16 protein-coding genes are annotated in these 17,927 nt (G+C 68.4%); 6 read left to right on the forward strand and 10 right to left on the reverse strand.

Annotation, left to right across the window (positions count from 1 at the left end; translation table 11 throughout):
- Positions 1-51: 51 nt before the first annotated feature.
- The gene (locus Q0812_RS06155) at positions 52-930 is read left to right on the forward strand and encodes a class I SAM-dependent methyltransferase (protein WP_302109438.1); all 879 of its coding nucleotides are present in this window, start codon (positions 52-54) and stop codon (positions 928-930) included.
- 15 nt (positions 931-945) lie between these two features.
- On the opposite strand, the gene Q0812_RS06160 is transcribed toward Q0812_RS06155, so the two are convergent.
- Entirely contained in the window at positions 946-1,470 is a 525-nt protein-coding gene (locus Q0812_RS06160) for an adenine phosphoribosyltransferase (RefSeq protein ID WP_302109439.1), read from the reverse strand.
- 37 nt (positions 1,471-1,507) lie between these two features.
- Positions 1,508-2,374 (reverse strand): S-methyl-5'-thioadenosine phosphorylase, encoded by an 867-nt coding sequence (locus tag Q0812_RS06165; RefSeq protein ID WP_302109440.1) that lies wholly within the window; start codon positions 2,372-2,374, stop codon positions 1,508-1,510.
- Between the two features lie 205 nt (positions 2,375-2,579).
- On the opposite strand from Q0812_RS06165, the gene Q0812_RS06170 reads away from it, so the two are divergent.
- Positions 2,580-3,551 (forward strand): Stf0 family sulfotransferase, encoded by a 972-nt coding sequence (locus Q0812_RS06170; protein ID WP_302109441.1) that lies wholly within the window; start codon positions 2,580-2,582, stop codon positions 3,549-3,551.
- On the opposite strand, the gene Q0812_RS06175 is transcribed toward Q0812_RS06170, so the two are convergent.
- Together Q0812_RS06175 and mtnA are read right to left on the reverse strand one after the other, a co-directional pair.
- Positions 3,472-5,514 carry a bifunctional aldolase/short-chain dehydrogenase gene (locus Q0812_RS06175; RefSeq protein ID WP_302109442.1) on the reverse strand — a complete coding sequence of 681 codons (2,043 nt, stop codon included), beginning with the start codon at positions 5,512-5,514 and terminating at the stop codon, positions 3,472-3,474. The two genes, Q0812_RS06170 and Q0812_RS06175, sit on opposite strands and share 80 nt — an antisense overlap.
- On the reverse strand, positions 5,514-6,608 hold the full coding sequence (mtnA, locus tag Q0812_RS06180; protein WP_302109443.1) for an S-methyl-5-thioribose-1-phosphate isomerase: 1,095 nt from the start codon (positions 6,606-6,608) through the stop codon (positions 5,514-5,516). Before mtnA ends, Q0812_RS06175 begins: the two co-directional genes overlap by 1 nt.
- Before the next feature lie 125 nt (positions 6,609-6,733).
- Here mtnA and Q0812_RS06185 point away from each other — a divergent pair, with 125 nt between their 5' ends.
- From Q0812_RS06185 to Q0812_RS06200, 4 genes are read left to right on the forward strand one after another with little or no spacing between them, the layout of a single operon-like run.
- On the forward strand, positions 6,734-7,660 hold the full coding sequence (locus Q0812_RS06185; RefSeq protein WP_302109444.1) for an NAD-dependent epimerase/dehydratase family protein: 927 nt from the start codon (positions 6,734-6,736) through the stop codon (positions 7,658-7,660).
- Complete coding sequence (locus Q0812_RS06190) at positions 7,647-8,255, forward strand: hypothetical protein (protein ID WP_302109445.1); 609 nt, start codon at positions 7,647-7,649, stop codon at positions 8,253-8,255. The genes Q0812_RS06185 and Q0812_RS06190 overlap by 14 nt, the downstream gene beginning before the upstream one ends.
- Positions 8,249-9,880 carry a glycosyltransferase family 4 protein gene (locus tag Q0812_RS06195; RefSeq protein ID WP_302109446.1) on the forward strand — a complete coding sequence of 544 codons (1,632 nt, stop codon included), beginning with the start codon at positions 8,249-8,251 and terminating at the stop codon, positions 9,878-9,880. The genes Q0812_RS06190 and Q0812_RS06195 overlap by 7 nt, the downstream gene beginning before the upstream one ends.
- Positions 9,877-11,721: a glycosyltransferase family 2 protein gene (locus Q0812_RS06200; protein ID WP_302109447.1), complete on the forward strand. Its 1,845-nt coding sequence runs from the start codon at positions 9,877-9,879 to the stop codon at positions 11,719-11,721. Before Q0812_RS06195 ends, Q0812_RS06200 begins: the two co-directional genes overlap by 4 nt.
- Positions 11,722-11,728: 7 nt before the next feature.
- Here the strand turns inward: Q0812_RS06200 and Q0812_RS06205 are convergent, their stop codons facing one another.
- From Q0812_RS06205 to Q0812_RS06230, 6 genes are all read right to left on the reverse strand, one after another.
- Positions 11,729-12,469: an ABC transporter ATP-binding protein gene (locus Q0812_RS06205; protein WP_302109448.1), complete on the reverse strand. Its 741-nt coding sequence runs from the start codon at positions 12,467-12,469 to the stop codon at positions 11,729-11,731.
- Between the two features lie 16 nt (positions 12,470-12,485).
- Positions 12,486-13,205 (reverse strand): ABC transporter permease, encoded by a 720-nt coding sequence (locus tag Q0812_RS06210; RefSeq protein WP_302109449.1) that lies wholly within the window; start codon positions 13,203-13,205, stop codon positions 12,486-12,488.
- A 144-nt stretch (positions 13,206-13,349) separates the two neighbouring features.
- The gene (locus Q0812_RS06215) at positions 13,350-15,167 is read right to left on the reverse strand and encodes a glycosyltransferase family 2 protein (protein ID WP_302109450.1); all 1,818 of its coding nucleotides are present in this window, start codon (positions 15,165-15,167) and stop codon (positions 13,350-13,352) included.
- 5 nt (positions 15,168-15,172) lie between these two features.
- Positions 15,173-16,033 carry a glucose-1-phosphate thymidylyltransferase RfbA gene (gene rfbA / locus Q0812_RS06220; protein WP_302109658.1) on the reverse strand — a complete coding sequence of 287 codons (861 nt, stop codon included), beginning with the start codon at positions 16,031-16,033 and terminating at the stop codon, positions 15,173-15,175.
- 83 nt (positions 16,034-16,116) lie between these two features.
- Positions 16,117-16,707, reverse strand: a complete 591-nt coding sequence (locus Q0812_RS06225) for a class I SAM-dependent methyltransferase (RefSeq protein ID WP_302109451.1) — start codon at positions 16,705-16,707, stop codon at positions 16,117-16,119.
- Positions 16,708-16,759: 52 nt separating this feature from the next.
- Complete coding sequence (locus Q0812_RS06230) at positions 16,760-17,878, reverse strand: DUF2793 domain-containing protein (protein WP_302109452.1); 1,119 nt, start codon at positions 17,876-17,878, stop codon at positions 16,760-16,762.
- Between the last annotated feature and the right edge of the window lie 49 nt (positions 17,879-17,927).

Genomic DNA, 17,927 nt, shown 5'->3' on the forward strand with positions numbered 1-17,927 from the left:
TGGCCCCGGATGGCTCAGTCTCTATAAAAGGCCATGCTGAAAGAGGCCCCCATGTCCACAGTCGTCCCCCTCGTACCCGCGCATAAGTACGAAACGGATGCGGCCTGCGCTATGTGCGGCTCGGCCAGTCGCCGTGTGATGCCGATGCCCGCCAATGAAGACGCCGCGCGTCTTCGTGAGACGTGGGGCTGCACCTTCGTCGAATGTGAAGACTGCGGCCTGCGCTTCTATTCGCCTCGCCTGGAAGAAGAATATGCGGTGTGCACTCAACTCGAGGATGGCGCCGAAGAAGAAGCGATCAGCTTAATCGAAAAGGGGCTGCTCTTCGGTGAGCCTGCCGGAGGCCCGGAAAGCCAGATCAAGAGGCTGAAAGCGGTTTACACAGAGATTTTCGATCAGTTGTGCGAGCGGTACCTAGCCGCGAACGGCCGCCCACCGCGAAGCATGTTTGAAGTCGGCGCTTCCGTCGGATGGTTTTCTCGCGCAGCCACGGATCGCGCCGTGGCGCAATGGGGGCGCTTCGACACGGCTGGCTGCGACGTCAATATCTTCAGCGCCCGTTTGGCACGTGAGCGGAACGGCCTTAACGTACAGGGCCAAACGCTGAGAAGCTACCAGGTGGCGGCGGATCAATACGGCCGCTATGATCTCATTGCGGCTTACGGAGCACTAGAGCAATCCTATTCGCCGCGAACCGATCTGTTGAAACTTCATAGCATGGCTGCGCCCGGAGGCCTTCTGGCCACCAAAACCTTCGTGGACGACTTCGATCCCGATGGAGCCATGATCCATCCCCTTTACCACCCTCATCATTTTACGCTCTCAACCCTGAGAGAGATGGTGGAGCGGACTGGTTGGCGGATAATGGAATTCGACGACCAGAGTGACCGTGGCTTCGCGCAGGTATCCATCGTCGCGCAGAAGATTTAAACGTAAGTGCTGGGGCTAGTGCCCGCCGAAGGCGCACAGCGCGCGGACCTCAACGCCCGCCTCACGAAGGCGCCCGGCGCCCGGCAGGTCGGGCAGGTCCACCACGAAGGCGGCGTGCTCCACCACCGCGCCGGCGTCGCGCAGCAGCTTGATGGCCGCCAGCGCCGTGCCGCCCGTGGCGATCAGGTCGTCGATGACCAGCACCCGGTCCGGATGGCCGCAGGCGTCGGTGTGCATGTGCAGGGCGTCAGTGCCGTACTCCAGCTCGTACTCCACCGAGCTCGTGGCGTAGGGCAGCTTGCCGGGCTTGCGCAGGGGGATGAAGCCCACGCCCAAGGCCACGGCCACCGGGGCGCCGAAGATGAAGCCGCGCGCCTCAATGCCCGCCACCGCGTCCACCTTGCCGGAATAGGGCTCGGCCAGGCGCCGGATGGTCTCGGCAAAGGCTTCGGGCGCGGCCATCAGGGTGGTCACGTCGCGGAACATGATCCCCGGCTTGGGGTGGTCCGGGATCGTGCGGATGTGGTCTTCGAGCTTCATCGGTGTCCCCCCAGGGTGAACTCGCAAAGGCTATTGATCAGGCGAAAAGGCGCGGCGCAATGGCCGCCAGGCGGCGCACCACCTCCGGGTCACGCGCATCGGGCGGCGTCACGACGGCCGTGTCCAGGGCCGTGTCGATTGGCGAGGCCGGGCGCTCGCCCTGCAGCTTGCCGGCCAGCTCCACGATCATGGCGCGGGCGCGGGCGGCGTTGTCGTGCATGCAGGCGACGATCTGGGCCATGTCCACAGGGCCCTCCTCCTCGTGCCAGCAGTCATAGTCGGTGACCATGGCGATGGAGGCGTAGGGCAGCTCGGCCTCGCGGGCCAGCTTGGCCTCCGGCATGTTCGTCATGCCGATCACGTCGCAGTTCCACGACCGGTAGAGCAGGCTCTCCGCGCGGGTCGAGAACTGCGGCCCTTCCATCACCAGATAGGTCCCGCCGTCCTGAACCTCGGAGCCCGTGGCCCGGGCGCTGTCGGCGGCCAGCTTGCTCAGGCGCTCGCAGACCGGGTCGGCCACCGAGACGTGGGCCACGCAGCCGGTCTCGAAGAAGCTCTTGGTCCGGGCGAAGGTGCGGTCGATGAACTGGTCCACGGCCACGAAATGACCGGGCGGCAGATGCTCCTTCAACGAACCCACGGCCGACACCGACAGGATGTCGGTGACGCCGGCAATCTTGAGCGCCGCGATGTTGGCGCGGAAGTTCAGCTGCGATGGCGGCACGCGGTGCCCGCGGCCGTGGCGGGGCAGGAAGATGATCCTGACATCGCCGATCGAGCCCGCCAGCAGCTCATCGGAGGGCTGGCCCCAGGGCGTCTCGATGCGCAGCGTCTCGCGGTTCTCCAGCGCGTCGATCTCGTAGAGACCGGAGCCGCCGATGACGCCCAGGGTCCATTGCGACACGGCGATCTCCTTGAGGCGGGCCAAGACCCGTCTGATTGCCGGTGCTCGCCCGGCGACGGGCCCGTCGCCTAACACGCAGCCCTCACTGCGCCAAGCGCGCTAACCTGAAGGGCGTACCCCTGGCGCGACAAAGGCCTTGCGCTAGAAAGCGCGGCCTTATAGCCAAAGCTCCCTTTCTAGATGGCAGTAGCCGGTGTGACGCACGATGGGTGGAGCCGCCTCCGTCTTTGAGAAATTCAAGAACTCGTATTCGCTGACGGCTGGATTGCGCATGTCGCCCCAGGAGTTTGAGCGCGAGGTCAATGATGAGATCAAACAGCTTGAAAAGCACTTTGATCACATCGGCCAACCCTACAACAATAACAAATACAGTGGCTTGACCCGTTATGCCTTGGCTACGACATCTCGCGTCGGCGGCCATTATCTTGGGCAACTTTTAGGGAATTCCGGGTCCGGCTCGCCATTAGAATACTTAGGCTCATGGGAGATAGAGAACTTCTACCGCGACCGGTCCGAAAGCACCCGGCGTCCATCGCTGAACGATTATTGGGACGGCCGGTTTCATGCTGCATCAGCTCAGGGCACACCCTTTGGCATAAAGCTCAACCTACGCAATGTCTTTTCCTTGGTCGCGTATGACGCCTTGCCCTTCGGACCGCGTGGTTGGAAGTGGGTGTATCTGTACCGCGAAGATGTTATCGCCCAAGCCATCTCGTTCACCCTGGCGCAAGTTACCGGAGAGTGGCATTCGATCGAGCGCGCGAGGGCTAGTTCTGTTAGAGACGTTGATCTTGATCAGGTGGAGAATAACCTCATCACACTCTTCAAAGCGCGAGCAGGCTGGGACGCTCTGTTTTCTCTATTCGAAATCAAACCCCTAATGATTTCCTATGAGGAAATCGACCGCGACGTGCTGGGATGCCTCCAGAAAGTTCGGTCCTATTTAGGCTTGTCGAACGCCCAACTTCGCCTTGCTCCCTTCGAGATGCTTCAGAAGCAGGCTGGACCGCTGAGCATGAAGATCAAAGACCGTTTTATGAGAGAGCGTCTGCCGTTCTTGAGCGCTCGAGAGCCGTGGGACCTCTCCAAGCCACCTCCTAGCGCAGCGCCGCCGCGATATTCCCGCCGTCCACCGTCAGGATTGCTCCCGTGGTCCGTTCCGCCAGGGCCAGGCTGACGAAGGCGTCGGCCACGTCCTCGGCCCGGACTTCCTGGCCCAGCAGGTTGCCGCCCATATAGTCCTTCTCGCTCAGGCCCCTGGCCGTGGACCGCTTGGCGATCATCTCGTCGGTCAAAAGCCCTGAGCGGATGCGGTCGGCGTTGACGCCGTTCGAGCGCACCCCCTCCGCGCCGTAATCGACCGCATACTGACGGACCAGCGCCATTAGGGCCGCCTTGGGCAGGCCGTAGGGTCCAAAGTCGGGGCCGGGGTTCACCGCCTGCTTCGAGACGTTGAAGAGCAGCAAGCCGCCTGTCCCTTGCGCCCTCATCACGCGAACGGCGGCCTGGGCCACGCGCTGGTGGCCGAAGAAGTTGAGCTCGAAGCTCTGACGCAGGACCGCGTCGTCGACCTCGCCGATCCTCCCGGACCAGGCGGCGCCGGCGTTGGAGACGACGATGTCGACCCCGCCCAGCTGATCGACCACCTGGTCGAAAGCCGCCTTCACCGAGGCGTCGTCGGTCACGTCGCAGGCCACGGCGCGGCCCTTGATCGACTTGGCCACGGCTTTGGCGCCCTCCAGGTCACGGTCCATGACCACCACCTCGGCGCCCTGGACGGCGAGCGCCTTGGCGGTCGCAGCGCCGATGCCGGAGGCGCCCCCTGTGACCACCGCCACCTGGCCTGCCAGCCTGGCCGGCTTGGCCTTGCCCAGCTTGGCCTGCTCCAGCGACCAGTACTCCACGTCGAAGACGTCGGCCTCGGGAATGCTTTCGAAGCGGCTGGAGGCCTCCGCCAGCGAGATGACCTTGACGTTGGTCTCGGCCACATCGGCGGCGATCAGGGCGTCAGACGCCTTCGCCCCTACGCCGAACAGGCCGACGCCCGGCGCCAGAATTGCGCGCGGCATGGGGTCCAGCGCCTTGCGGTCCCCGCCCACGCGCGCGTTGTTGCGGTCGAAATAGGCGCGGTAGCGCGCCTGATAGTCGGCCAGCGCCGTCTCGACCGCGGCGGCCATTTCGTCCGCGCTCTTTCCGGTCAGGTCCGGCAGCACCATGGGCCAGGGCTTGATGCGCAGCACGTGGTCCGGCGTGGCCGGACCGGACTGGCTGAAGCGTTCGATCTCGGGCCGGGCCAGATAGGCCATGACCTCCGGCGTCGCGCGGCGGTCCAGCACGAAGCGCTTGGCCGAGCCGTCGGCGGATCTGATCGCCAGGGCCCCGCGCAGGATGGGGGCCAGGGCCCGAGCGGCGGCCTCGTCGGCCTCAGGCGCGGTCTCGGCCGGGCGGGGACTGGCCGCCAGTTTCCGTTCGGCCAGGGTGACCATCTCGATCATCCGCTCATAGGCCTGACGCGCGTCGGCGCCCCAAGTGAAGATGCCGTGCTTGAGCAGGATCATCCCCTCGGCGTCCGGATTCGCCTCGAAGGTCTCGCGCGCCACATGAGCCAGACCGAAGCCCGGCATGACGTAGCGGCAGATGGCCATGCGGTCGCCGTAGACCTCGCGCGCCAGGGCCTCGCCGTCCGGCTGGTCGGTCAGGGCCAGTACGGCGTTGGCGTGGGTGTGGTCGATCACCTTGTGGGGGATCCAGGCGTGCAGCAGGGTCTCCACCGACGGATTGGGCGAGGCGCTGTCCAGCAGGGCGCCGCGCTGGGCGTTGACCATGGCCTCGTCGGACATCTCCGGCACGGCGGTCAGTCGCGTCAGGCTGTCCAGTCGCATGGCCGGCAGGCCCGCGGGCTCGATGTCGCCCAGGTCCCAGCCGCTGCCCTTGACGCGGATGACCTCGATGGTCTCGCCCGTGATGTCCGTGTCGGTGGTCTTGAGCGAGGTGTTGCCGCCGCCGTGCTGGACCAGCTCCGGGTCGTTGCCCAGCAGGCGCGAGGTATAGACCCGCAGGGCCACGTCCTCGGCGAAACCCTGCTTGGCGTAATGTTCGATCATCTGACGCGCGTCGGCGTCGTTCCAGCGGCTCTGCATCAGGCGGCCTTTCCGGCGCGTTCGGGATAGAGGCCGGCCAGGCCCTCGGCGCTGGCCTCGCAGACGCCCCGCTCGGTGATCAGGGCGGTCACCAGGCGCGCCGGGGTCACGTCGAAGGCGAAGTTGGCGCCGGGCGTCGCTTCGGGCGCCAGCAGGACCTCGGTCACAGTTCCATCGGCGGCGCGGCCCGAAATGTGGGTCACCTCGCGCGCCTCGCGTTCCTCGATGGGGATCAGATCGCCGTGGGCCAGGTCGAAGTCGATCGTGGAGTGGGGCATGGCGGCGTAGAAGGGCACGCCGTTGTCGTGGGCGGCCAGGGCCTTCAGATAGGTGCCGATCTTGTTGCAGACGTCGCCGTTGGCGGCCACGCGGTCCGAGCCCACGATGCAGGCGTCCACCCGCCCCTGGCGCATCAGGTGCCCGCCGGCGTTGTCGACGATCAGGGTGTGGGGCACGCCATGGCTGGCCAGCTCCCAGGCGGTCAGGGCCGCGCCCTGGTTCCTCGGTCTCGTCTCGTCCACCCAGACATGGATCGGCACGCCGCGCTCGTGGGCGGCGTAGATGGGCGACAGCGCCGTGCCCCAGTCCACCGTGGCCAGCCAGCCGGCGTTGCAGTGGGTCAGGACCTGCAGCGGCTCGCCGCCCTTCCAGAGCTTTTCCAGAATGTCGGCGCCGTGCCGGCCGATGGCGGCGCAGCTCTCCACGTCGTCCTCGGCGATGCGGGAGGCCTCGGCATAGGCGCGCTCGACGCGCTCAGCGGGCGCCAGAGGCCGCAAAATCTGCTGCACGGTGCGCACGGCCCAGGCCAGGTTCACCGCCGTCGGGCGCGAGGCGATCAGCACCTCGCCCGCGCGGGCCAGACCTTCGTCCGAACTGTCCTCCACCATGCCCAGGGCCATGCCGTAGGCGGCCGTGGCCCCGATCAGGGGCGCGCCCCGCACGGCCATGTCGCGGATCGCCACCTCGGCGTCGGCCAACGACCTCAGCTCGATCGTCTCGAAGCGGTGCGGCAGCAGGCGCTGGTCGATGACCACCACCGTGCGGCCGTCATCCGCCGGCCAGATGGTGCGGTAGGGCCGGCCGTCGACTTTCATTTGCGCCTCCAAAACGGACGGCTTCCTACTAGGCGAAGGCCTCGCCGGATGAAACCCTGAGCCGCGCAACGGCTGGAAAATCCTTGGCCCGCCCGCTAAGACACCCCCGTTCGCAAGAGGGCCTCATGAAACGAGCAATGGTCACCGGCGGCGCCGGTTTCATCGGCGGCCATCTGGTGCGGCGGCTTCTCTCCGAAGGCGTCGAGGTGACGGTTCTGGACGACCTCAGCTCGGGCAAGCGCGAGACCGTGCCCCCCGAGGCGCGCTTCATCCAGGGGGATGTGCTGGACCCCGCCGCGGTCGCCGAAGCCATGGAGGACGCCCAAGCCTGCTTTCATCTGGCGGCGGTGGCCTCGGTGGTGCGCTGCAACGAGGCGCTGATCGCCTCGCACATGGTCAATGTCACCGGCATGCTGCGGATGGTCGAGGCCATCACGGCGGCGGGCCGCCCGATCCGCCTCGTCTACGCGTCGTCCGCGGCCGTCTACGGGGCCTCGCAGGACCTGCCCCTTGCCGAGACGGCGGCGACCACGCCCCTGTCGCCCTACGGGGCCGACAAGCTGGGCTGCGAGCTGCACGCCCGTGCGGCCTGGGAGGTGTGCAGGGTGACCTCCACGGGCTTCCGCTTCTTCAACGTCTACGGGCCCGGCCAGGACCCCACCTCTCCCTATTCGGGGGTCATCTCCAAGTTCGCCGACCGCCTGCTGGCGAACCAGCCCGTGACCATCTTCGGCGACGGGCTGCAGTCGCGCGACTTCGTCTATGTGGCCGACGTGGTGGAGGGCCTGGTCCGCGCGGCCAGAAGCGATGAGACCGGGGCGCGCGTGCTCAACATCTGCACCGGGTCGGAGGTGACGATCCTGGAGCTGGCCAGGGTCATGGCCGAGGCCTTCAATCGCCCCCCTGTGATCAACCATGTGGACGGCCTCAGCGGCGAGGTGCGCCATTCCCGGGGTGACGCCACGCGGCTGGAGGCGGCGCTGGGCTATCGGCCGCGGACCACCCTGGCCGAGGGGCTGGGCAAGCTGAGGGCCGCCCTTGAAGCCGCATGAGGCTCAGGCCCTTGATCAAGGGTCGCCTCTTTTGGAGGCGCTGGGCCCGCTGACGCGGCGTCCCGGCCGCGCCGTCCTCATCGGCGGGAGTGTGGAGGACGCCCTGGCCTGGACCCGGCGCCTGCCGCTTTGCGTTTTTCATCGCCTGGCCGAAGGCCCGGACGTGGGCCATGAGTGCATCGTCGACCACGCGGGCGGGCCGGACGACGACATGGCCCTGGACCGCCTGACCCTGGGCGTGGGCGCCGAGCCGCTGGATCTGATCGTCCATGCCGCCAGCCCTGATGCGGGTGAGGTCTCGCGCGTCCTGCTGCGCCTGTTCGCCGATCGGCTGGCGTCGGGCGGACGCTATGTGGTGACCGGCTGGGCCGGGCCTGAACTCGCCTCGTCCCCGGCTGATCATCGGCCCATGGCCTGGGCCGGCATGGCCCCGGCGAGCGCCCGGACGGCCTCTTCCGACCAGGGCGCGGCGGGCTTCCTCAAGGCGCTGGCCGACCATGTGGCCGCGTCCGGCCCCGATGCGCCCACCGACGTCTGTCTGCCGGTCCGGTCCATCGCCTTCCTCAAGGTCGCGGTGGTGCTGAGCCGATGGTGAAGCGTCAGCCGCCCCAAGCCGACCCCGACCTCCAGGCGCGCTACGACGCCCTGGCCGAGGCGCATGTGCGGCTTTCGTCGCAGGTGGAGCGCCAGCGGGAGCGGTTCGGCGTGGTCCTCGCGCAACTGTCGAACGCCGAACGGCTGGAGGGCCTGCGCTCGCCGCGACCCGGGCCGGGACGCTGGATCGGTGGGCTGGTCGACCTGGCCGTCTACGGGGCGGCCTATCTCATCGGATGGCGTCGGCCTGTCTCCCGGACGCGAGCCCTAGCCGGCCTCAGGGGCGACCTGCCCGGCCTCTACGACCTGATCCAGAAGCTGCGGGGCCGGCCCTCCCTGGCCCACCGCGACGGACGGTTGGAGACCATACGGTTCCAGGGCGTCTCGGCGGCGCCGGGCGCGCCGGTGCTCGAGCTCAGGAATCTGTTCGCGCACCCGCGCACACGCTCGGCCGTAAGCCGCGCCTGCAAGACGCTTTTGGCGGCGGGCGTGGAGCGCGGTCCCATCCGCCATGTGGTGGCGCTGAACTTCTACGGCGGCGGCGGCGCCGAACGCACGGCCCTGGCCTATGCCCGGGCCCTCGCGGACGAGGGCGGCCATGCGGCGGTCATCCTGACCGATCCCGGTCCGCGCCGCGTGCTGCCCGTTCTACCCGAAGGCGTCACGGCTCTGGACTTCGAGGCCCTGGACGCGGACCTCGACGCGGAAGAGCGCCAGACCCTGCTGTTCCTGCTGCTGCAGGCGCTGGCGCCGGAGACGCTGCATATCGTCAACTGCGATGCGGCCTGGCGGATGCTGCTGGCCGTTCCGAGGCCGTTGCTGCCGGTCAAGTCGGTGGTCGCCAGCGCCTACGCCCTGCAGGAAGACCCCAAGACCGGCGCGCCCATCGGCTATTCGGCGCTGATGGTTCGGGCCGGGGACAAGGTCGATCGTCTGATTACGGACAATCGGGTTTTCGCCGAGCAGGTGCTGCCTGGAATCGGCTTTGATCCCGACAGGATCAGCGCGGTTCACAACGCGTGCCGGCTTGAGGATGCGGTGGATCAGGCCGACGCCCAAGCGCGGCTTGAGCGCCGGATCGCGGGTCTGGGCGAGGCCGGACGGATCACGGTGGTCTGGGCCGGGCGGCTGGACCTGGAGAAGCGCGTCGACCTGCTGCACGAGGTCGCGCGTCTGGGCGCCGATCGCTTCGACTTCCGGATCTACGGCGCCGAGGTCATGGACCGCAGCGACTGGGGCCGTCGCCTAGCCGACCTGCCCAACGTGCGAGTGATGGGCCCCTACGCTTCGCCCCTGGCATGGGACGAGGACGGCGCCGCCCAGCTCTTCCTCTTCACCTCGTCGATCGAGGGCCTGCCCAACACCCTGGTGGAGGCGGGCTGGCTGGGCTTCCCCGTGGTGGCTACCGACGTGGGCGGCGTGGGTGACCTGATCGATCCGGTGACCGGCTGGCCGCTGCCGCCCGAGGCCGAGGCGTCCGACTATCTCGCCGCCCTGAACGAAGCCGCGACCGCGTCCGGCGATACCCGTCGCCGCGCCGCCGCCCTGATCGAGCGGACCCACAGCCGGCACAGTCTCGCGGCCTTCGAACAGGCCTTGGCCGTTGCCTATCCGCGCGCCGAATGAGCGCGCCGCTCGTAAGCGTGGTCATCCCCTATTTCAATCAGGGGGCCTGGCTGCAGACATCCGTGCAGTCCGCTCTGGCCGCCTACGCCGGACCGCTTGAGGTCCTGATCGTCGACGACGGTAGCACCGAACCGGGTCGGGAGACGTTCCTCCGAAACGCGGCGGCCCTGTCCGATCAGGTCCGGATCATCCGCAAGGCCAATGGCGGGCTCTCCTCGGCGCGCAACGCCGGGCTGGCCGAGGCCAGGGGCGACTTCGTCCAGTTCCTGGACTGCGACGACGCGCTGGTTCCCGGCAAAATCGATCAGCAGGTCGCGCACCTGGCCTCTCGGCCCGATCTTGTCGCCTCCATCAGCCACTACGCCTCGGCCGATCCGGGCATGACCGAGTTCGGTCTCGATCACGACTCCATCGGCCCGTACCGGCTCAGCATCGACAGCTTCCTGATGCATTGGGAGCGGGGCTTCTCCGTGCCCATTCACACGGCCCTGTTCCGCGCCGAAGCGCTGGCGACGCCCACCTTCGACGAAGCGCTGGCGGGCAAGGAGGACTGGGTCTTCTGGTGCGAGTTGCTGAGACGCCATCCGCGTGGGCTGGGCTACCTGCCGGTGCTGGGGGCGATCTATCGCCTGCACGGCCGGGGCATGACCCGCGCATACGCCCGCATGGGTCAGGCCTTCCGGGCCGCCGCCGCCAGGATCGAGACCCTCTGGGGTCAGGATCATCCTGCCTTCGCACCCGCCGCCCAACGCTGGTTCGAGCGCTATTACGCGCCGCGCATCGTCGCCGAGACCGACCGTCCGGCCCAGGCTGACAGGGCGGCGGCGGTGGACGCCCCCGCTGCTGTCGCGGCGCTGACGGTCTTCCCCGCCGTTCCGGATCGACCCGCCCCCGACGGCCGCCTGTCCATCGTCATCCCGGTCTATAATCACCTCGAGCATCTGGCCGGTTGCATCGCCTCGGCCCTGGCCCAGCCCGAAGCGCACGAGGTGATCGCGCTCGACGACGCCTCGACGGACCCTCGCGTGTGGCCGTTTCTAGAGGCCTGGGCTGCGCGTGAGCCCCGGCTGAAGGTCTTCCGCAACGCTGAGAACCTGGGCGTGTCCGAGACCCAGAACCGGGCGGTGAAGGCCGCCTCGGGCGAGTTCGTGGGCTTCCTGGACTGCGACGACGAGCTTGAGCCTGGCGCCGCCGCGCGTGTGCTCTGGGCGCTGGACGCCGAGGGCCCCGACTATCTGTTCACGGACCGCACCGATATCGATCCCCAAGGCTCCGAGGTTCGGGTGGCGCGCTACGGCGGCTATCCCTGGCTGGCGCCGTCAGGAAGCATCGAGCGCGACCTCTATCTCGGCATGGTCGCCTCCCACTGGAAGGTCATCCGGCGCTCGACCTATCTGGAGGCGGGCGGCTGCGACCCGGCCTTCTCCGGCGTTCAGGACTGGGAGCTGGCCCTGCGCCTGATCGGACGCGCCCGCTTCACCCATCTGTCTGAGCCGCTCTACCGCCACCGGGTCCACGCCGGCTCTGTCACCAGCGGCCAGCAGACCGCGCAGATGTGGCTGACCAATCTGGCGAGGCGCCGCCACGTGGAGGCCATCGCGCCGAAGGCTGGGGCGAGAAGCGTCGTCCACCGGCTTGATGACCACGCTGCGGCGCGCCGCCTTCTGGATCGACGCCTGGCTGGCGAGACGCTGGCCTTCGACGGCGGCCGCGACCCGCTTGCCGCAGACCAGATCCACCTGCTGCGCGAGTTCAACAGCCTGTTCGATGAGATGAGGCTCGAGGAGACGTCCCAGGCGGCCCTTATGGGCTACCTCTGGAGCCACCGCATCATCGGCTGACCCAGGCTTAGAAGTTGCCGGGCGAGTCCTTGACCAGACCGAAGTACAGCGGCTTGCCCTTCTCCAGGACGAGCACCTTGTTGCACACCGTATCGACAAGCTTGGGGTTGTGCGTCGCCAGCACCGCGACCCGCGCCGAGCTGAACATCGCATTCATCCGGGCCGTGGCCCGCTCCACGAACTCGGCGTCGCCCGCCGACAGCCACTCGTCCATGACGAGCACGTCGGTGTCGATGGCCGTGGCCGTCGAGAACAGCAGCCGCGCGAACATGCCCGATGAGTAGGTGCGAACGGGCAGCTCGAAGTAGTTCTCGAGGCCGGAGAAGGCCACGATTTCGGGGATGCGCGCCTCGATCTCGTCCTTCTTCAGGCCCTTCAGCCGCAGCATGGTCTTGACGTTCTCGCGGCCGGTCGCCTCGTGCTCCAGTCCGAAGGACAGGTCGAGGAAGGACGACACCTTGCCGCGCACGGACACCCGCCCCGTGTCCGGCTCATAGATGCCGGCCAGCACCTTCAGCAGCGTCGATTTGCCCGAGCCGTTGGGGCCGATGATGGCCAGACGGTCGCCCTCCTCGAGGGTGAAGCTGATGCCGTCCAGGGCCAGCACCGTCACGGTCTCGTGCTTGGCCTTGAGCAGCCGGCCGCCCACGGCGCGGTTCAGGACGGCGTTGCGCAGCGACCGGGCCCGCATGGAAAGCACGGGATAGTGGAGCCGCAGGTGTTCTGCCTCAATGACGGGCGCGCTCATGACAATTCCAAACCTACTAGAGCCAGAACGGCAGGCGCCGCCGATAGAGGGCGAAGGCGATGAAATAGGCCGCGATCGTCACGGCTACGATGATGGCCGCTACCGCCCAGACCGTGGGGGGCAGACCCTTGCCGAGCAGCGGATCACGGACGATCGAAAGCATGTAGTACATGGGATTGTACAGGTAGACCCCGGCCCGCTCGGGGCTCACCGCCTCGGGGCGCCAGAAGATGGGCGTGAGGAAGAACAGCAGCTGGCCCAGTTGCGGCAGCATGAAGCGAACATCCCGGAAGCGCGCGGCCACCAGTCCGGCCAGTCCGCTCGCGAACGTGGCGAAGATGATCAGCAGGATGAGCCCCGGGATCACCTGCCAGTGAATGCCGACGAAATAGCGGAGCACGAGCAGCGTTACGCCCAGCACCACAAGATTGTGCGCCAGGGTGATCAGGGCGCGCGTCACGTAGCGGAAGAGATAGAAGGAGGTCGGCAGAGCGTTGTTCTGGATCGCGCCCGCCTGGCCGATGAACACCTCTGGTCCCTCATACAGGTAAAGTGCGGCGATTTGCCATGTCACAAGGCCCGCCATGATGTAGGGCAGGACTTCATGCAGGGGCTCCCCGAAGATGCTGCCGAAAACGAAGGCCAGCGAGATGGACGTCCCCGCCATGGTGCCGGCGGTCCAGAAGGGGCCGAGAATCGAACGGCGATAGCGGGCGACCGTATCGCTCCAGGCCATCGTCCCCCAGATGTCCCGCAGCGACCAGCCACGCCGGAGGTCACCTAGAACGGTGTTGGAAAAAGCGCTTTGCATAAGGGATTTCGAAGGTTCGCGAGGACGGGGGCCTGTATAGGGGGGTGGGCCGTCGTCCGCAACACGCGATCAGCCGCGGGGTCGGCCGGTCTCGTCCTGGCGCGTCAGGCGCGGCGAATACCAGGGATCGTCCGCGATCCGGTCTCCCCAGGCGGCCCGGAAGGCCGTTTGCTCCGCTAGCGTGCGCCGCCGCTGCTCCGGCGCCCGGTCGCTGGGGCGGGACTGGCTTTCGTGGTGAATGAGCCGGGCGTGGGGCGTGTAAATCGCCTTCAGCCCCGCCGCGTCCAGCTTCAGGCAGAGGTCCACATCGTTGAGCGTGACTGGGTAGCGCGCCTCGTCCATGCCGCCGACCGCCAGATAGGCCGCCTTGCGCACCACCAGGCAGGCGGCGGTCACGGCCGACCGCCGTTGCACGTAGGCCAGATGCGCATGGCCTGCGACCGCGCTTTCCGGGAGTCCGCGCCACGGGTGGCCCGCCACGCCGCCGACGCCCAGGGCCACCCCCGCGTGCTGAATGGTCCGGTCCGGAAACAGCAGCAGCGGTCCCACGGCGCCGACGTCGGGCCGCAGGGCCTCTCCGACGAGGGTCTTGAGCCAGCCGCCGTCCACCACCTCGATGTCGTTGTTGACCAGAGCGAGAACCTCGCCGGAGGCCATAGCAACGGCGCGATTGTTCAGGCGCGAGAAGTTGAAGGGCCCGTCGTCGCGCAGAATGCGCACGCGCGGGTCGTCCCTCCGCGCGTCCATAAGCCTCAGGGCCTCGACGTCCTGTGTTCCGTTGTCGACGATGATCAGCTCAAGGTCCGGATAGTCCGTGCGGTCGAGCACGCCCTCCAGGACCACGCGCAGCAGCTCGGGCCGGTCACGCGTGGGAATGATGACGCTGACGGGGGGCAGGGCGGTGGGGGCGGGCGGCCGCAGGTCGAGCGGCTCCGGCGGCGATCCGGACCGCGACAGCAGGGGCAGGGCCAGCCGTCCGATCGCCGCGCCCTGGCCCTGACGGTCAAGCTTGAGAAGCGCCCGATGGCCGTCGGCGGGCGCGGGTCCGCGGAAGGCCGTGAGCCGACCGCTGTAGGCGACCTGCTGCGCCAGATCGACGTCCCACTCGGGCTTGGCCGTCTCGACACCGTCGATGATCTCGTCGGCATAGAGGGCGATCACCTCGGGCCGCTGCTGGAGCTCGGCCGCCAGAGCCGCCAGGGCGTCGGGACGCAGCACGTCCCCGGCGGCCACGCGCACGGCCGCGTCCGCGGGCGCCGCGCCCAGCGACCAGGCCTTCAGGGTCTGCCGCTCGAGGCTCGCCAGGGTGCGCGCGCGGCCTTCCGCCTCGTCGCCCACCACGTCCACGCGGAAGCTGAAGTCGGGCGCCTCCGGTGACGATATCGATCCGTCTGGACCCCCAGCGGTCTGCCCCACCGGCCTCAGGGCCAGGGGCTGGTCCCGCCGACGGGCCGCGCCGAGGGCGCGCGCGATCCGCTTGGGATCGCCGCTGGCGATCAGGCGAAGAACCCGCGCGGCGAAAAGCCCAAGCCGAGCCGCCGGCCCCAGGCGCTCCAGCCGCAGGCCGGGCAGGCGGCGCTCGCCCGCGCCCTCCTGGAGCCACAGCCGAACCGATTGGGCGCCGCCGGCGGTGCGGAAAATGCGGCTCTGCCCCGGACGCAGGGTCAGGCTGGCCCAGTCGCCGGTCTCCTCGCCCCAGAGGTCGAGGGTCAGGTCGCCGCCCTCGTCGCGCTCGAGGCTCAGGCGCCACCAGCCAGGCGCCAATCGCACCGGCTCAAGGTCCATACGGCTCCAGGGCCGGGCGCAGCGGACCCGGTCGCCCAGAATCTCCGCCCCCTGCGACGCCGCGACCCCGAGGCCAAGCAGGTCGATCCGATCGGACGCCACCGCGTTCAGCCGATCAGGCCGTAAAGGTACTGGCCGTACTCGGTGTTGCGCATCTCGTGGGCCAGGCGGCTCAACTGTTCGGCGTCGATATAGCCGCGCTCGAAGGCCGTCTCTTCGGGGCAGGCCACCTTCAGCGCCTGCCGATGCTCCACCGCCCGCACGAAATCAGAGGCCTCGGCCATAGAGGCGTGCGTGCCCGTGTCCAGCCAGGCGTAGCCGCGCGGCAGCTTCACCACGTTCAGCTGACCCCGCTCCAGATAGAGGCGGTTGAGGTCGGTGATCTCCAGCTCGCCCCGCGCCGACGGGGTGATCGATTTCGCCAGTTCGGTGACCGCCGCGTCGTAGAGATAGAGCCCCGTCACCGCCCAGGGCGACTTCGGGGTCTTCGGCTTTTCCTCCAGCGAGATCGCCCGGCCGTCCGCGTCGAACTCCACGACGCCGTAGCGTTCCGGATCCCTCACCCGATAGGCGAAGACGGTGGCCCCGCCCAGCTTGGCGGCGTCGGCGATGCGGCCGCTCAGGCGCGGCCCGAAGAAGATGTTGTCGCCCAGGATCAGGGCGGCCGGCCCTCCGGCCACGAAGGCCTCGCCCACCCGGAAGGCGTCGGCGATGCCCCTGGGCTCCTCCTGAACCGCGTACGAGAAGCTGACGCCCCAGTCCGTCCCGTCGCCCAGCAGCCGCTCGAACAGGGGCAGGTCGTTGGGAGTCGAGATGATCAGGATGTCGCGGACGCCCGCCCGCATCAGCGTGTTCAGCGGGTAGTAGATCATCGGCTTGTCGTAGATGGGCATCAGCTGCTTGCTGACCGCCTTGGTGGCCGGATACAGCCGCGTGCCCGACCCGCCCGCCAGGATGATCCCCTTCATCGCCTCGTCCTGCACGCCGTCACCTCCACCCTTCCTTGTAGCCGTCCCCGCACAACCTCGCCACGAGGAAAAGCGTTCTGCGCCTAGGGCTTGACGGTAAACCAGGTGGGGTAGTGCGAGGCCCAGTCCTCGGCGGGCTCCAGCGGCTCAATCACGTAGCGGGGACAGCCGTGCTGTTCCAGGAAGGCGTCCACCGCCTGGACGACCAGCGGAAAGGTCTCGTGATAGTCGTCGCCGCCGAAAATGCCGCCCGAGCGGCACTTGGGCCACCAGTCACGGAAGGTGCGGCCGCCCTCCTCGCCGGTGTGGGCGTAGCCGTCCACATAGACGAAGTCGAAATAGCCGTCCGGAAACAGGTCCAACGCCTCGTCGAAGCGCAGGCGCAGGGCGCCGTTCCGTTCACGGAAGGGCTCCAGATTGCGCAGCGCCTTCTTGTACTCCTCCACGTCGGGGCCCCGATCCCCGGACCACATGTCGATGCTGTAGAGGAAGGACAGGCGCGAGCGGGCCAGAATCTTGGCCGAGAACCGGCCCTCGGCCACGCCCAGCTCCACCCCTATGCCGCCAGGCTTGAGCAGACGGGCGATGTCGTCGCGGCGCCTCAGGCCCGCCAGGGCCTCGCCATGTTCGGCCAGGAAGGCGTTCAGCGTCGGATAGTCGAAGGTCGAGGACATGGCGGACTGGATAGCCCGATCTCGCCGGGGCCGCCACGCCTGGGGATCAGCCTCAGCCCAGGGCGACCCAGGCTGCGCCGTCAAATCCCCGGAAGGCTGATAGGGTCGAGTCGAAATAGACCTCGCCGGCCTGGGGCGCGTCGGGCGGCGACGACAGGGGCATGAGCCGCAAGGCGCCATTGGGCTGGAAGCGGACCGTCGTCCGCCGAGCCACCGAGCCCAGAGGGGTCGTCTCGAAGCTGATCGCCGTGCCGTGGGCCGTGGCGGTGAAGGTCTCCTCGGCGATCAGCTGAAAGGCCACGGCGTTGCCGCTCAGCGCCCCGCCGCTGTGCTGCGCCCGGCCGTAAAAGCCCAGCAGGCGGTCGCCGGCCAGGGCCCCGCCGGGCGCCTCGGGCGTTCCGCGGCTCTTGGCGCCCGTCACATTGATGCCTGCGGAGCTCTCGGCGTAGATCGCCGCCTGAACCGTGGGCGCGCTCACATCGGTGGTCTGGATGTCGAGGGCTGCGGCCGGCGCCGACAGGTTCACCCCGACGCGCCCCTGCGGGTCGGCCACCAGCACGTCGCGCCAGACTTCCGGCTCCGAGGCGGCCCGGACACGGAGCCGGCCGCCGTCGGTCAGGCAGATCTCGGCCTGGCCCTCGTAGTCGGTCTGGAAAAGGAGGGAGGCCACGGCCTCGGAGGTGCGACGGTCCAGCACCAGTCTCACATCGCCCGGCGCAGGACTGTCCGGCGCGGAGAACAGCGCCGTGTTCAGCCGGGCGCTGAGGGCCAGGTCGGGGTCCAGCGGCGCCCTGCCCAAGGCCAGGCGGTCGAGCGCGAGCTCACGGATCGTCTCGTCCAGCGCCGTCCACCCGCCCTCGCCGCGCACCAGCAAGAGGCTCTCGTCCGCCACGAAGAGGCACATGCCGAGGGGCGGACTGAGTTCGCGCCACCCGCCGAGGAAGACGGCGACGGAGCCGGGCGTCATCAGCGACCAGGCGTCGCCGGCCGGGTCGTCCACCAGCAGATAGGCGTCGCCGTCGGCGGGCGCTTCGGGTTGGGCCTCAAGGGTGCGGCTGAGCACCCGACAATGAATCAGGGCGTCCAGCGCCGCCAGGGATTCGTTCAGGGTGACGTGCTTGCGCGCCTGGTTCTCGATCAGGAACGGCAGGTGAAGGCGGGGCGTCTGCATGGCGGGCTCCGGTGATTGCGCCCCCATTGTCCGGGCCCCCGCCGGACCG

The organism is Peiella sedimenti, assembly GCF_030504955.1.
Classification (GTDB): domain Bacteria; phylum Pseudomonadota; class Alphaproteobacteria; order Caulobacterales; family Caulobacteraceae; genus Brevundimonas; species Brevundimonas sedimenti.